The organism is Pontibacter amylolyticus (assembly GCF_014638845.1).
Lineage (GTDB): Bacteria > Bacteroidota > Bacteroidia > Cytophagales > Hymenobacteraceae > Pontibacter > Pontibacter amylolyticus.
Map to the genome: position 1 here is coordinate 190,377 of NZ_BMFP01000005.1, position 13,505 is coordinate 203,881.

Sequence of the window (13,505 nt, forward strand, 5' to 3'; positions counted from 1 at the left end):
ATCATTGCTTAAGTTGACGGCATTGGGTCGCGACTTGTCCCTACAGCATACAAAAATCAACGCTCAGACAATTTCTGATTCCATTTCTAAGCATAATTGGTTAACATTGCTCTGCAAGAACAATTGTAAACACCACACATGCTGACCACCCTACTCTTAGCCGCGCTGCTGGCTACCGGAACACCTGACAAAACTGACCTCAAAACGCCCTACGAGAAAGGCAACAAGAACCAGACTGCCACTTACGACGAGGCCATCGACTGGTACCGCAAGCTCGACGCGGCCTACGACGAAGTGAAAATGGTGCCCTACGGCTATACCGACTCCGGCCGTCTGCTGCACCTGGTCATCGTCTCCACCGACAAGGACTTTGACCCGAAGTCGATCAAACAAAAAGACAAGCGCGTGCTGCTCATCCAGAACGGCATTCACCCGGGCGAGCCCGAAGGCATTGACGCCACCATGCTGCTGCTCCGCGACTACCTGCAGGACAAAAGCAAGCGCAAACAACTCGATAATGTGGTGCTGGCCGTTATACCTGTCTATAATATAGGCGGCGCTCTTAACCGCAACAGCCACACCCGCACCAACCAGGAGGGCCCGGAGAGCTACGGTTTCCGGGGCAATGCCCGCAACCTCGACCTGAACCGAGACTACCTCAAAACCGATTCCAAAAACGCGCAGGCCTTCCACCTCATCTACCGCGACTGGGACCCGGACGTGTTCATGGACAACCATACCTCCAACGGCGCCGACTACCAGCACGTAATGACGCTTATCGCCACGCAGCACAACAAGCTGAATCCGACACTGGCCGGCTACCTGCAGGGCAAGATGCTGCCTTCGCTGTATGAAGGCATGAAGAAAGACAAGTTTCCGATGGTGCCTTACATGAACACCATTGGCGAGACACCTGAAAAGGGCATCATCGGCTTCATGGAGTCGCCGCGCTATGCCACCGGGTATACCGCGCTGTACAACACCATCGGCTTCGTGCCGGAGACGCACATGCTCAAGCCCTTCGACCAACGGGTGCAGTCTACTTACAAGCTGATGGAGCACATGATCAGTACTGTGAGCCGCGACGCCAAAGAGATAGGCCAACTCCGCGCCAAGGCCAAGCAGGAAACCCTGACGCAAAAGACTTTCGCCCTCGACTGGCAACTGGACACGACCAAGGTAGAGAAGATTCCTTTCCTGGGATACGCCGCCAAGTATAAGCCAAGCGAAGTGAGCGGACTGGAGCGCCTGTATTACGACCGCAAAGCGCCCTACGCTACCAACATCAACTACTACAACACCTTCACGCCTACCGTGACGGTGGAGAAGCCAGTAGCCTACATCGTTCCGCAGGCCTGGCGCGAGGTGATCGACCGCCTGAAGCTAAACAAAGTGGAGATGCGCCAGCTTAAGCGCGACACCACCATCACGCTCGACACCTACTACATCTCTGATTACAAAACATCACCCCGAGCGTACGAAGGCCATTACTTGCACTCCGGTACCAAGGTGGAGACCCGCACCATGCCACGCCAGTTCCTGAAAGGCGACTACGTGGTATACCTGAACCAGGAGGCTAACCGCTTTTTAGTAGAAGCCCTGGAGCCGCAGGCCGTGGACTCCTATTTCAACTGGAACTTCTTTGACAGCATCCTGATGCAGAAAGAGTACTTCTCGAGCTATGTGTTCGAAGACCTGGCAGCTGAGATCCTGAAGAAGAACCCGGACCTGCGCAAGCAGCTGGAGGAGCGCAAAAAACAGGACGCTGAGTTCGCCAAGAACGCCCGCGCACAACTGGACTTTGTCTACAGAAATTCTCCGCACTACGAGCCTACCCACAACATGTACCCGGTAGGGCGACTGATGCAGGATGTAAAGCTGCCGTTGTAATTATAGAAAAAGCCACCCGCGAAGGTGGCTTTTTTATTGGCTTACTTTTCTTCCTGCGCAAACAGATTCCGGACCAGCCTGTAGTATTCAGCTTCGGTGGCGTTGCCGATTTTTTCATGCAGCGTGATGAGCGGCTCGTAATAGGCAGTGTGCAGCGGCTGCAGGTTGACCAGTTCTTCAAGCGCCTGTATCGCCTCCGTGTGGCGCTCCATCCGGGCGAGGTTGTTCGCCCGCGTTACATAATCACTTTCCTGCCTTTCATATAGGCCATTCATTGCGTTTGGTACGCCTACAGCCGTGACCACGACTGTTACCTGGAAGTAGTCCGGCACCTTGGTGGTATGCATGGTATAGCCGCTGCCGTAGATGTCGAACAAAACAGGAATAACAGCATAGAAAAACTGAGCTGTGTCGTTCGAGGCCGCCCACTTGCCTTTTGTCATGTCTGCAGCCCGCCCGATCGCTTCTTTGAATTCAGCGTGCGATTTGTTCAGTGTCCCTGTCTCTACTATTCTACCGCCTTTCGAAATCTTGAGCACAAACACGGCCATTCCCATCTTGTCGGCTCTCTGGGCGGCTGCCGGGTAGCGGATGTTCTTCCCCAGTATCTTGAGTAAATCCTCCTCGCTTCCGGTATAGCGGGCAGCATTGTGTAGTTGGCGGATGTCTGAAGCGGTAAGCTGCGCCAGACAAGCCGAGCCGGCGCCTGTCATCAGCATCAAAAGGAGGAAAAGTCTAATTAGCATATTTTGGTTAGTTGCAGTTCGGAAACGGGGCTAAACTACTTTTCTTCCCGGAGCTTTCCTATACCTGTTTTAATGAAGTCTATACCTAACTTGTCTCACTTAACAGATTTTATACCTGAAATAAAGCAGGAGAGCTATATTTGTATACACAACCGCATCAATCACGTAAAGCCGCAAGACTTACTCACATACTATGTTAAAAACATCACGCCTGTTTCCTCTTCTGGGATTCGCCCTCATCACACTGCATAGCTGCACCAGTTCCGGCAGCAGTGCCAGTACGACTGACGCCAATGCGCAAACTGTTGCCCAGACTTCCGTTCAGGAAGTAGCCCTGAGCGAGACGCAACTGGAAAAAGCCCGTACCAACTACGCCAGCTACTGTTCCGGCTGCCATGGCGAGCAGATGGAAGCTTTCACCGACCGCAAATGGAAGCATGGCAACACCGCTGAAAACCTTTTTGCCGCTATCAAGCATGGATACCCTGAGGAAGGCATGCCCGCCTTTGAGCAGGCGTTCACAGACCAGGAAATTACGGCGCTGGTGGCCTACATACAGGAAGGTATACAGAATGTGAAGCAGTACGATTTCAGCGCAGAGGCCACGGCCAGCGCTGTCTATACCTCCGAGTCGCTCAGCTACCGCCTCGATACGATGGCGACAGGTATGGAAATTCCATGGGGCATGGCTTTCCTGCCAAACGGCGACATGCTGATCACCGACCGCAACGGCGCTTTCTACCGCCTGCCGAAGGGAAGCCGCCAATTGCAGAAGATTGCTGGTGCCCCCGAGGTACTGGCACAGGGACAGGGCGGTCTGCTGGACGTAGCGCTTCACCCGGACTTTGCGAAAAACAACCTGATCTACCTCTCCTACTCTGCCTTCAAAAAAGAAGGTGACCAGACGCTCTCGACCACAGCGGTGATGCGCGCCAAACTTGACAGTAACAAACTCACGGATCAGAAAGTGATTTTCGAGGCACAGCCCTGGGCACGCACCCGCCACCACTACGGTTCCCGCCTGGAGTTTGGTCGCGACGGTCTGTTGTATGTGTCGGTAGGCGACCGCGGCCAGCACCACGAAAATGCCCAGACCATTGAGCGTGCGCCAGGCAAGGTACACCGCATCAAAGACGACGGCGCTATACCTGCCGACAACCCTTTCGTGAACGAAAAAGGCGCCATCGCCTCTATCTGGACCATCGGCAACCGCAACATCCAGGGCATGACTATCCACCCGAGCACCGGCGCCATCTGGACAAACGAACACGGCCCGCGCGGCGGTGACGAGGTGAACATCGCCGAGAAAAGCAAGAACTACGGCTGGCCCGTTATCTCCTACGGCATCAATTACAACGGCACTGTGCTGACAGAACTAACCAAAAAAGAAGGTATGGAGCAGCCGCTCTGGTACTGGGTTCCTTCCATTGCCCCGTCCGGCATGGCGTTCGTGACGGGAGGCCGCTACAAGGGCTGGGAAGGTGACTTGCTCGTTGGCTCTCTACGCTTCCAGTTCCTAAGCAAGCTCAAAATGGATGGTGAGAAGATCGTAAGCGAAGAAAAACTCCTCAAAAACATTGGCCGCGTGCGTGACGTGAAAATGGGACCAGATGGGTATATCTATGTAGCCGTAGAGAGCCCGGGGACGATTTATAGGGTGGTGCCGGTAGAGTAATAAGGTGAATATGGCGCGAGCGTCCTTGCTCGTGTCTGCTATGGTGGGGCCTCTGGCACAGGTATAGGGAATCTGGATTTGCTGTTTTACAGGTATAGCTTGGTTATTCGGATTGTACCCTTGCTCCCCCTTCCCCGGGGGGCGCTATCATGCAAGATTGTCACACCCCAGCCCCTTCTTTGTAGAAGGCCTCTACTCCAAGAGGGACTTTTTGGCTACTACTTTCCGGTTTGTCAACCTGGAAGGATCTTAGTTGAAAGTGGTCAGACAGTTGCTATGACACACCCCAGCCACTCTCAAGAGGGGAGTTTCTGCTGTCGTTTCAAGGTATAGCGTTGTAGTTGCAGTAGTTCTTTTGCTTTACCGGGTCCAACCACCCCTGCCCCTCCTTATCCAAGGAGGGGAGTCTGTAGCTGCCACTTCACAGGTATAAGTGTTGTGGCACACACCACAGACAGGTATAGCAAGACTAACTTGCCCCGCAGGCTACGAAGCAAATCACACTTGCCAGGTGCACCAAACGGCGCTCCACTGTTCGAGCGGTCAGCGAGTTTGGGGAGTCTTGATTTTTTTGCTTACTTTTTTCATCAAGGAAAAAAGTGAGTGCCCGCCGCACAGGCGAAGCTATGAAACAATACTAGTTGCTAAACCTGCATAAGTAGTAGCTACAAAATAAAACAAACAAAAAAGCTCAGGCACTAACTACAGTGCCTGAGCTTTTCACATTTTACCTATACCTGCTTAAGAACCTACATTTGCCCGCAGCACGCGAAGGAAGTTCCCGCCGATTATCTTCTTAATATCCTCTTCACTATACCCTCTGGCAAGCAGCTCGCGGGTGATCACAGGCATATCGGCTACACTGTCGAGCTGCTGTGGAGTGGACGTGATACCATCGAAGTCGGAGCCGAAGCCGACATGGTCAACGCCTACCAGCTTCACGATGTGGTCGAGATGGTCCATCAGCAGGGAGAGTGGCGGACGCAACTCGGAGGCTTCTTCGGGGTAGTTTGCCATGGCCCAGTCAGCGATCTGGATCGAGTTGGCACCTGCTTTGCGCAGCGAGTCAACTTCCGCTCTGTGATTGGTCCGGAAAGCGTTCATGCGTTTGTCATAGTCTGGATCCAGGAAGCCGGAGAAGAAGTTGAGGTGGATCACGCCGCCATTTTTGGCGATGGCCTGTATCTGGTCATCTTTCAGGTTGCGGGAGTGCGGGTTGAAATGGTGCACGCAACTGTGCGAGACCAGCACCGGTTTGGTGGTAGTGGCCATGGCATCCCAGAAAGTGCGCTCACCCACGTGGCTCAGGTCGACGAGCATGCCGAGCTTGTTCATTTTGCGTACCACCTGTTTGCCAAATTTTGTCAGCCCGGGCTTGCGGTTCTTAGGAAGTTTGCCACTAGTTTCGTCCATGGCAGAGGTAGCCCAGGGCGTGGAGTTGTTCCAAGTGAGGGTCATGTAGATGGTGCCGCGCTTGTGCAGTGCCTCCAGGTACTTCAGGTTGCTTTCCATCATGTGGCCGCCCTCTACCCCGATCATGGTGGCCATTTTATTTTGCGCGACGGCCTGCTCAATGTCGGTAGGTGTGCGGGCAAGCATCATTTTGTCGGGGTTACGGCGCACGATGGCCTCGAGCGAATCGATCTGGAGGTTGGCGAATTTAAAGCCTTTGCCATCACCGTAAGTCTCATCGCTCCAGACAGAGAACACCTGCACATCCACCCCGCCCTCCTTGAAGCGGGCCAGGTCAGAGTGCGTTTTGCCGCGCAGGTCATCTTCCAGCCGCAGCCCTTCCAGTACCGAGATCAGCACATCGTTGTGGGTGTCTACCACAATGGCCTTTTCGTGCAGTTGCCTGTAGTCTTGTGCCGATGCCTGTGGATTGCTGCAGAGCAGGGCTGCCAGTGCCAGGCTTCCGCCCAGTAGTTTCTTATAATTCATAGTCTGATGCTTCATATACCAAAGAGCCATACCTTAAATATAGCAAAAAGGCTTGACTTTCCAACAGCATCCGAATCGCCGCGATCGTATTAGAGAGTCTGAAGAAATTAGCCTGGATGGGCGCAGGGATAGGTATAAGAGGGCGGGCCAGGCTCTCCGAGAATAGACAGGTTAGGGGTTATGACGGCTATACCTTCGTACTCAACACATAGCAACCGATCTTGTCCGGATGGTCCTGCACGAGGTCGGAGCTGTGCTGGTGGCGCAGCATCCAGAGGATGAGCAGATCTCCGGCGGCGGCAATACTGAAGAACAGGCCGAACAGGAAGAGCAGAAAATGGCCCATGGCTATACCTGCCAGCGCTGGCAACAGTCCCATTACCAGGCCCGGCATCATCCCGCCTATCGCGTAGTGCCTGAGTGGCAGCACTTCTTTGCAGTGGCAGTAAGGCGTCAGCACTTTCCAGTGCACGCCGTATTTGATCGACTTGAGTCCATTTTTGCAAAACACCGCCCAGGTTAGCCCGTGCAGCAACTCGTGCACCACTGCCCCAAGCACAAAGACCAGCAGCATGATCATGGGAGAGATCAGCAGCAAATCCCGCTGTACTTCCACAAGTTGTCGCAGATTTTGGGTAGCGAACTGTTCGGGCCAGATGAGCCAGTAAGCCGCCCCATAGATGACCAGAATCGGCACAATGAAAACGAGCGCCCGCACATTGGCCTCGGCAGCGGTCATACTCAGTTCTGTTTTGCTGTATTTTTCTGCTTCCATGCGCTGATCGTCACTTATAGACAGTAAAAATAGACAAATAATCACGTTGATCTTCATCCTTTTAGCCCTTTGAAATTTATCCCCATAATTTCAAAGGGCACGCGAGCGACCAGGCCTCCGTTTGCCGGCAAGACCATCGAAAGTGTAATTGGGCTAACACAATCAGCTTGTACAGAGAGCCAAAAGTACTATCTTTCAGTATAACCTAGCCTGACAGGTAAACCTTCCTGATACCCTTGATCTCAGCCATAACCAGCTGCTTTGGATAGGCTATACCTGGCTTACCGATACATTTCCTATACCTTAGCAGATTGCTTTTCTTGTCAGCATCAGAAAAAGGCTATATTTGTCTAAACGACTCCCCGCTATGGCAACAGTCCTATACCTTGACGAACTCTCAAAAAAATTCGGAAGCCTGCAGGCCGTCGACCGACTGACACTCCAGGTGGAGGCGGGCAGCATCTATGGTTTGCTCGGTCCGAATGGCAGCGGCAAGACCACCACCCTGGGCATGGTGCTCGACGTGATCCGGCCAAGCGGTGGCAGCTATCTGTGGTTTGGGCGTTCTATCAGCAAAGCAACCAAACAGCGGGTGGGCGCGCTGCTCGAGACGCCCAACTTCTACCCCTACCTGACTGCCAAAGCGAACCTGCAGGTGGTGGCCGACACCAAGCAGGCAGACCATCGGCACATCAACAAGATGCTCGACATGGTGGGCCTTGGCACACGGAGCCACACCACTTTCAAAGGCTTCTCGCTGGGCATGAAACAGCGCCTGGCCCTGGCCGCCGCCATGCTCAACGACCCGGAAGTGCTGGTGCTCGACGAGCCCACCAACGGCCTCGACCCGCAAGGTATAGCCGAGGTGCGCGACCTGATCACCCGGATCGCGGCGCAGGGCAAAACCATTCTGCTGGCCAGCCATTTGCTCGACGAGGTAGAGAAGGTATGCACGCACGTAGCGGTGCTGCAGGCAGGCAAGCTCAAAGCAAACGGCCCGGTGGGGGATATTCTCTCTGCGCAGGACCAGCTGCTGATCAGTGCCGAAGAGTTGGCTCCTGTGCTGCAACTGCTGGAACGCTTGCCTTATGTAGTGCGGTTTGCCCAGGACAAGAATACCATTAGCCTAACGCTTTCCGAAGGTTACACCAGCACCGACCTCAACCGCGATATGTTTGCCCAGGGCATCGTGCTCTCGCAACTGCTGGTGCGCCGCAAGAGCCTGGAGGCGCAATTCCTTGAAATCACCCAAAAATAAGCCCCGCATGAACCTGATTAAAACCGAGCTCAGAAAGATACTACAATACCCGACTTTCTGGGTGATCATGGCCACCTACGTGCTGCTGCAAGTGTTGCTGATCTATTTTAGCAGCAGCTTCATGGTGAGCGGGCAGGCACTGGGCAAGTCGCTCTATGACTTCCCTAACCTGTGGATGCGCTTCTCCTATATCGCCTATTTCTTTAACCTCCTGCTAGGTATACTGGTCATTGTGCTGATCACAGACGAGTATAGCTACCGCACACTCCGGCAGCAGGTCATAGACGGACGCTCCCGCACCGAGGCGGTACTGGCAAAATTTTACGTAACGCTGGGCCTGGCCGCCACCGGGACTGTCTTTTTGCTGATCATGGGCCTGCTATTTGGGTTGATCTACAGCAAGGACACCAGTTTAGGTGCCATTTTTGGCAAGATCGACTACCTCTCCTACTTCTTTGTGCAGGCTGTCGGGTATATGTGCCTGGCCATGTTCTTCGCTTTCCTGATACGCAAAAGCGGACTGGCCATCATTGCTTTCCTGGCCTGGTCCAAGATCGTGGAGCCGATCATACACTACCAGATCGATGACAGCATCGACCGCTTTATGCCCATGAAAGTGTTTGGAAGCCTCACCCCCACGCCGGGGCAGGAAATCATAGACGGCCTCACCAGCCCCACATTGGCGCTGAGCCCGGCATGGGCTGTGCTGCCTGCCCTGTTTTACATCGCATTGCTCGTGCTCGCCTCCATGCTGCTGGTGCGCTACCGCGATTTGTAGAGTAGTCGGCTTTAGAGCGTATTGTAGTAGTCTATAATGCTGAGCAGGTCCTTGGAACTGTTATAGTCTAGCCTCATGGACTTAGCATACTGCTTTATTTTTCCTGTATGAACGCCGCACAGTTTGAGCAGGTCTTTTCTGGGCTTGCGTAGCTGCACAATCTCACCATCGGGCAACAGCATATACAGCACCTCTTGAAATTTATTGCCTTCTGTGGCGAAATGCGGGAAGTAAGTCGTTTGCAGAGAAGCTGTCGCATACTGCTGATCCGCTTTTGTGCCTGTCACCCCAACATAGCGTTTCATCAGTACGAGCTCCCCCTGGTTGATCTGCTCGAAGAATACCGGCACCCTGAAATCGCTTTCCAGACTCCCCCTGTTCCAGGGCAGGGACCGAAAGACCTGTGGCTTGCCATTATACACGCCACTGATCATAAAATAACTGACATTGACGGCCGAGAAAGAATTGATGGCACCATCTTCTGATGCTATTTGCACGACATCCTCAGCAGGGTGATAGATCACAGCCCCCTGCAAGCTGTCGCCGTTAACCAGTACAACTTTTCCGTATAGCCAATGCTCTGTATCGAACCCCTGCTGGCCCTGTGCCCAGCCCTGCATGCTGCCACAGGCAAAAGTTACAAATAGCGTGAAAAACAAATATTTGGTCCCCAGTTTTCCCATCTACCTAAATATTAAATAATGCAAACAACAAACCTCAACACATACCACCTAACCTATTGTTATACAAAAGTTTATATACAATTCTAAACGTAATAAACCGGATACGGGATAGGCCGTTCACTAAATTATATTTAGAGGCTACAGAAAGTACAGTGCAAAAAAAAAGCCCGTACCTAATGGCACGGGCTTGCTGTTCTATTTTAACCAAGGCTGCTTAGCGCACAACCGTGTTTTTCAGGATCTCGTGGCCTAGCTTGTCACGCTTTGTAGTCAGGTAGCCTTGGTTGTGTGGGTTTGGCGCGATTTCTATCGGCACATTTTCCACGACCTCCAGCCCGTAGCCGATCAGGCCAACACGCTTTTTCGGGTTGTTTGTGATCAGGCGCATTTTCTTCACGCCAAGGTCGCGCAGTATCTGAGCGCCCACGCCGTAGTCGCGGTCGTCCATACCGAAGCCCAGTTCCAGGTTGGCCTCTACGGTATCGCGGCCCTGCTCCTGCAGTTTGTAGGCTTTCAGTTTGTTAATCAGGCCAATGCCGCGCCCTTCCTGGTTCATGTACACGATCGCGCCTTTGCCCTCGCGCTCTACCATGCGCATGGCCTCATGCAGCTGTGGACCGCAGTCGCAACGGCACGAGCCGAAAATATCACCCGTCACGCACGAAGAGTGCACACGTACCAGTACAGGCTCATCTTCATGCCAGCTGCCTTTTACCAGGGCCAGGTGCTTGGCACCGTTGCTGCGCTGTGTGAAGGCATACAGGTCAAAATTCCCGAAATCAGTTGGTAACTCTACCGCTATCTCGCGTTCAATCAGGCTCTCCTTCTTCAGTCGATACGCAACCAGGTCTTTGATCGAAATCAGTTTCAGGTTGAAACGCTCCGCCACTTTTACCAGGTCTGGCAGGCGGGCCATCGTACCGTCCTCATTCATGATCTCGATCAGCACGCCAGCCGGTGCAAGTCCTGCCAGGCGGGCCAGGTCAACGGCAGCCTCCGTATGGCCTGCACGGCGCAGCACACCCTCTTTCTTTGCTTTCAGCGGGAAAATATGGCCTGGCTTGCCCAGTGAGTGTGGGTCTGTATTCGGGTCTACTAGTGCCTGGATGGTCTTGGCGCGGTCAGAAGCCGAGATACCAGTCGTACAGCCGTGGCCGATCAGGTCAACTGACACCGTGAACGGTGTGGCGTGCAGGGCCGTGTTACGCCCCACCATCAGTTCCAGTCCCAGTTCATCGCATCGCTCTTCGGTAAGCGGCGCACAGATCAGGCCGCGGCCGTGCGTGGCCATAAAGTTGATGATCTCCGGGGTCACCTTCTCTGCCGCGCAGATAAAGTCGCCCTCGTTCTCGCGGTCGTCATCGTCTACCACAATAATGATCTTACCCTGACGGATGTCCTCGATCGCGTCCTCTATTGAATCGAGCTTGATAGGCTCTAGTGAATTAGTTTCCATGTGTTACTTCCTATACCTGCTATACCTATGGTTATGAGCAAGGTGATTGTCTATACTATGAAATGCGCTGCAAAGGTAAAAAGTTTATACCGCATTGCCGTCTTATTTCATAACACAATCTGATAGAGAAGTATTCAAAGGAACACCAACGAATGATCCGCACACTAAAATGCACTAGATCACAGCCAGTATGGTTAAAATTAGCTATCCCCTTGAGGGGATTACAGGGGTGTTATACCCTTTCTTTTCCTACTTATTCACCACAATTCCCAATAAGTCGCCGATCTGCTTTTCGAAGGATTTGAGTTGGAAGATAACCTGCAACACACGGTCCTGCTCGGTGGGGTCTGTCACCAGGCGGAGTTTCTCCATTTCGGCCTTCATAAGCAGTTGCACATTGCGCCATTTCAGGCGCAGCACGGCGCGCTCGGCACCGTATGGCAGCAGATCCGACTCGTGGGGCACGTAGATCTGGTGGGTTTCCCAGTTCTGCGAGAGTTCATAGGGGTCTGACAGCAGGTTGGTTGCCTCAGTTCGTATCTCCTGGTCCGGATAGTTTATAAAATCATCCGCCGCAGGTATAACGCCCTGCAGCAGCTTCTCTTTTACCACCTCGATCAGGCGGGCGTATAGCGGCGTGCGGAACTCCACATCCTCCAACTGCTCGAGCATGTACTGGCAGGTATTCTGGCCATCCACCAGCACCTTATCGGGGTAGTTCAGCAGCATGCGCACAATTTCGCGTTCGTAGCGCTTCAGGCTATCGGCTTCCGTGGCAGGTTTTTCAGCCTCCAGCTGCTCTGCCTCATAGGCTTCCGCTTCTGCCAGATCCTCCGGACTACCCGAGCGCTGCTGCTTTTGCTGGCGCTCCTGCAGGTGCATCTTGTTGTACTCCGAAATCAGCAGCTGTTCATCGATATCAAAGATAAGGCTACAGCTCTGGAAGAAAACCGAACGCTTGATCGGGTCCGGAATTTTGGAGATAGAGGTCACGATCTCGCGAATCGCCTCCGCCTTCTTCACCGGATTGCCCTTCGACTCTTCGGCGTACAGGCTGGTTTTGAAGGAAATAAAGTCCTGCGCGTGCTCTGACACATAGGCCTTGAACTTCTCGTCGCCTACCTTGTGGATGTAGGAATCCGGGTCTTCGCCAGCAGGAAACGTGACCACGTTCACGTTTAGCCCGTTTTCCAGGATCAGGTCTATCCCTCTGAGAGAAGCTTTTATACCTGCCGCATCGCCGTCGTAGAGCACCGTGATGTTCTGAGTATAGCGGGCGATGAGCTTGATCTGTCCTTCGGTAAGCGAGGTCCCCGACGAAGCCACCACGTTCTCTATACCTCCCTGGTGCAATGAAAGCACATCGAGGTAACCCTCCACCATATAGCAATTGTCCTGCATGCGGATCGCTTGCCGGGCCTGGTACATGCCATAGAGCACATTGCTCTTGTGGTAGATCTCCGACTCGGGCGAGTTGAGGTACTTCGGGCTTTTTTTGTCGTTGCTTTTCAGCGTGCGGGCACCAAAGCCGATAACGCGACCGGAAATGTTGTGGATCGGGAACATGACCCGTCCCCGGAAGCGGTCGTACTTTTTGCCGTCTTCCTTCACAATGGTCAGCCCTGTCGCCTCCAGGTACTTCTGCTTATACCCTGCTTTCAGGGCTGCATCGGTCAGGTCGGACCAGGCATCGAGGCTATACCCAAGCTCAAACTTCTTGATGGTATTGTTGCTGAGTCCGCGCTCCTTCAGGTAGGATTGCCCAATTGCCCCCTCCTCATGACTGTGCAGCAGTTGCTGGTAGTGCTTGCTGGCAAAATCTGAGACGATGTAGAGGCTGTCGCGCTCACTCTGCTCCCGGGCATATTCCGGGTTGGGCTCGTCTTCGGGCACCTCAATGCCGTACTTCTTGGCCAGGTATTTCAGGGCTTCCGGAAAGCTCGTACCCTCCACATCCATGATAAACTGCACGGAGTTGCCCGCCTTGCCACAACCAAAGCATTTGTAAATACCCTTGGCCGGCGACACCGAAAAAGACGGTGACTTTTCGTGATGGAAAGGACAGTTCGCCCACAGGTTCTGCCCCTTTTTCTTAAGCGACACAAAATCCCCCACTACTTCCGCTATATCGGCCTGGGCTAAAATCTGGTCAACTACTTCTTTTGGGATCAGGGACATGGGACTGGGTATAGGTATAAGCGAATCACAAAGATAATATTCTGTTTGAAGAGACCGCGGGCATCCGTTAATAAAGCTGCACTTAACCGGCTACCCCTCACCGGACACATTGTTCAAACATTAAC

At 53.3% G+C, this 13,505-nt stretch carries 10 protein-coding genes; 4 read left to right on the forward strand and 6 right to left on the reverse strand.

From position 1 onward, the window contains the following. The first annotated feature begins 138 nt into the window (after positions 1 to 138). The gene (locus IEV97_RS13765; protein WP_188502064.1) at positions 139 to 1,890 is read left to right on the forward strand and encodes a M14 family metallopeptidase; all 1,752 of its coding nucleotides are present in this window, start codon (positions 139 to 141) and stop codon (positions 1,888 to 1,890) included. Positions 1,891 to 1,931: 41 nt separating this feature from the next. On the opposite strand, the gene IEV97_RS13770 is transcribed toward IEV97_RS13765, so the two are convergent. After that, positions 1,932 to 2,636, reverse strand: a complete 705-nt coding sequence (locus IEV97_RS13770) for a bacterial transcriptional activator domain-containing protein (protein ID WP_188502065.1) — start codon at positions 2,634 to 2,636, stop codon at positions 1,932 to 1,934. Between the two features lie 193 nt (positions 2,637 to 2,829). Between IEV97_RS13770 and IEV97_RS13775 the strand changes: the two genes are divergently transcribed. Further along, positions 2,830 to 4,311: a PQQ-dependent sugar dehydrogenase gene (locus IEV97_RS13775; RefSeq protein WP_188502066.1), complete on the forward strand. Its 1,482-nt coding sequence runs from the start codon at positions 2,830 to 2,832 to the stop codon at positions 4,309 to 4,311. A 741-nt stretch (positions 4,312 to 5,052) separates the two neighbouring features. Here IEV97_RS13775 and IEV97_RS13780 read toward each other — a convergent pair. Both IEV97_RS13780 and IEV97_RS13785 read right to left on the reverse strand, forming a co-directional pair. After that, positions 5,053 to 6,252 carry a dipeptidase gene (locus IEV97_RS13780; RefSeq protein WP_188502067.1) on the reverse strand — a complete coding sequence of 400 codons (1,200 nt, stop codon included), beginning with the start codon at positions 6,250 to 6,252 and terminating at the stop codon, positions 5,053 to 5,055. Between the two features lie 187 nt (positions 6,253 to 6,439). Continuing rightward, a complete protein-coding gene (locus IEV97_RS13785) occupies positions 6,440 to 7,027 on the reverse strand; it encodes a DUF3267 domain-containing protein (protein ID WP_188502068.1) in 588 nt (195 codons plus the stop codon). A 367-nt stretch (positions 7,028 to 7,394) separates the two neighbouring features. Between IEV97_RS13785 and IEV97_RS13790 the strand changes: the two genes are divergently transcribed. Both IEV97_RS13790 and IEV97_RS13795 read left to right on the forward strand, forming a co-directional pair. Next, complete coding sequence (locus tag IEV97_RS13790; RefSeq protein ID WP_188502069.1) at positions 7,395 to 8,285, forward strand: ABC transporter ATP-binding protein; 891 nt, start codon at positions 7,395 to 7,397, stop codon at positions 8,283 to 8,285. A gap of 7 nt (positions 8,286 to 8,292) precedes the next feature. Then, complete coding sequence (locus tag IEV97_RS13795) at positions 8,293 to 9,063, forward strand: ABC transporter permease (RefSeq protein WP_188502070.1); 771 nt, start codon at positions 8,293 to 8,295, stop codon at positions 9,061 to 9,063. Positions 9,064 to 9,074: 11 nt separating this feature from the next. Here IEV97_RS13795 and IEV97_RS13800 read toward each other — a convergent pair whose 3' ends face one another. The 3 genes from IEV97_RS13800 to dnaG all read right to left on the reverse strand — a co-directional run bounded on the left by IEV97_RS13800 (position 9,075) and on the right by dnaG (position 13,380). Beyond that, positions 9,075 to 9,746: a hypothetical protein gene (locus tag IEV97_RS13800; protein WP_188502071.1), complete on the reverse strand. Its 672-nt coding sequence runs from the start codon at positions 9,744 to 9,746 to the stop codon at positions 9,075 to 9,077. A 214-nt stretch (positions 9,747 to 9,960) separates the two neighbouring features. Then, positions 9,961 to 11,202, reverse strand: coding sequence for a bifunctional 3,4-dihydroxy-2-butanone-4-phosphate synthase/GTP cyclohydrolase II (locus tag IEV97_RS13805; protein WP_188502072.1), 1,242 nt, complete (start codon positions 11,200 to 11,202; stop codon positions 9,961 to 9,963). Between the two features lie 249 nt (positions 11,203 to 11,451). After that, positions 11,452 to 13,380, reverse strand: a complete 1,929-nt coding sequence (gene dnaG, locus IEV97_RS13810) for a DNA primase (protein WP_188502073.1) — start codon at positions 13,378 to 13,380, stop codon at positions 11,452 to 11,454. Between the last annotated feature and the right edge of the window lie 125 nt (positions 13,381 to 13,505).

Bases quoted from the DNA above. Each gene is read 5' to 3' on its own strand.
- IEV97_RS13765 (WP_188502064.1), top strand. From the start codon at position 139: ATGCTGACCACCCTACTCTTAGCCGCGCTGCTGGCTACCGGAACACCT.
- IEV97_RS13770 (WP_188502065.1), bottom strand. From the start codon at position 2,636: ATGCTAATTAGACTTTTCCTCCTTTTGATGCTGATGACAGGCGCCGGC.
- IEV97_RS13775 (WP_188502066.1), top strand. From the start codon at position 2,830: ATGTTAAAAACATCACGCCTGTTTCCTCTTCTGGGATTCGCCCTCATC.
- IEV97_RS13780 (WP_188502067.1), bottom strand. From the start codon at position 6,252: ATGAATTATAAGAAACTACTGGGCGGAAGCCTGGCACTGGCAGCCCTG.
- IEV97_RS13785 (WP_188502068.1), bottom strand. From the start codon at position 7,027: ATGGAAGCAGAAAAATACAGCAAAACAGAACTGAGTATGACCGCTGCC.
- IEV97_RS13790 (WP_188502069.1), top strand. From the start codon at position 7,395: ATGGCAACAGTCCTATACCTTGACGAACTCTCAAAAAAATTCGGAAGC.
- IEV97_RS13795 (WP_188502070.1), top strand. From the start codon at position 8,293: ATGAACCTGATTAAAACCGAGCTCAGAAAGATACTACAATACCCGACT.
- IEV97_RS13800 (WP_188502071.1), bottom strand. From the start codon at position 9,746: ATGGGAAAACTGGGGACCAAATATTTGTTTTTCACGCTATTTGTAACT.
- IEV97_RS13805 (WP_188502072.1), bottom strand. From the start codon at position 11,202: ATGGAAACTAATTCACTAGAGCCTATCAAGCTCGATTCAATAGAGGAC.
- dnaG (WP_188502073.1), bottom strand. From the start codon at position 13,380: ATGTCCCTGATCCCAAAAGAAGTAGTTGACCAGATTTTAGCCCAGGCC.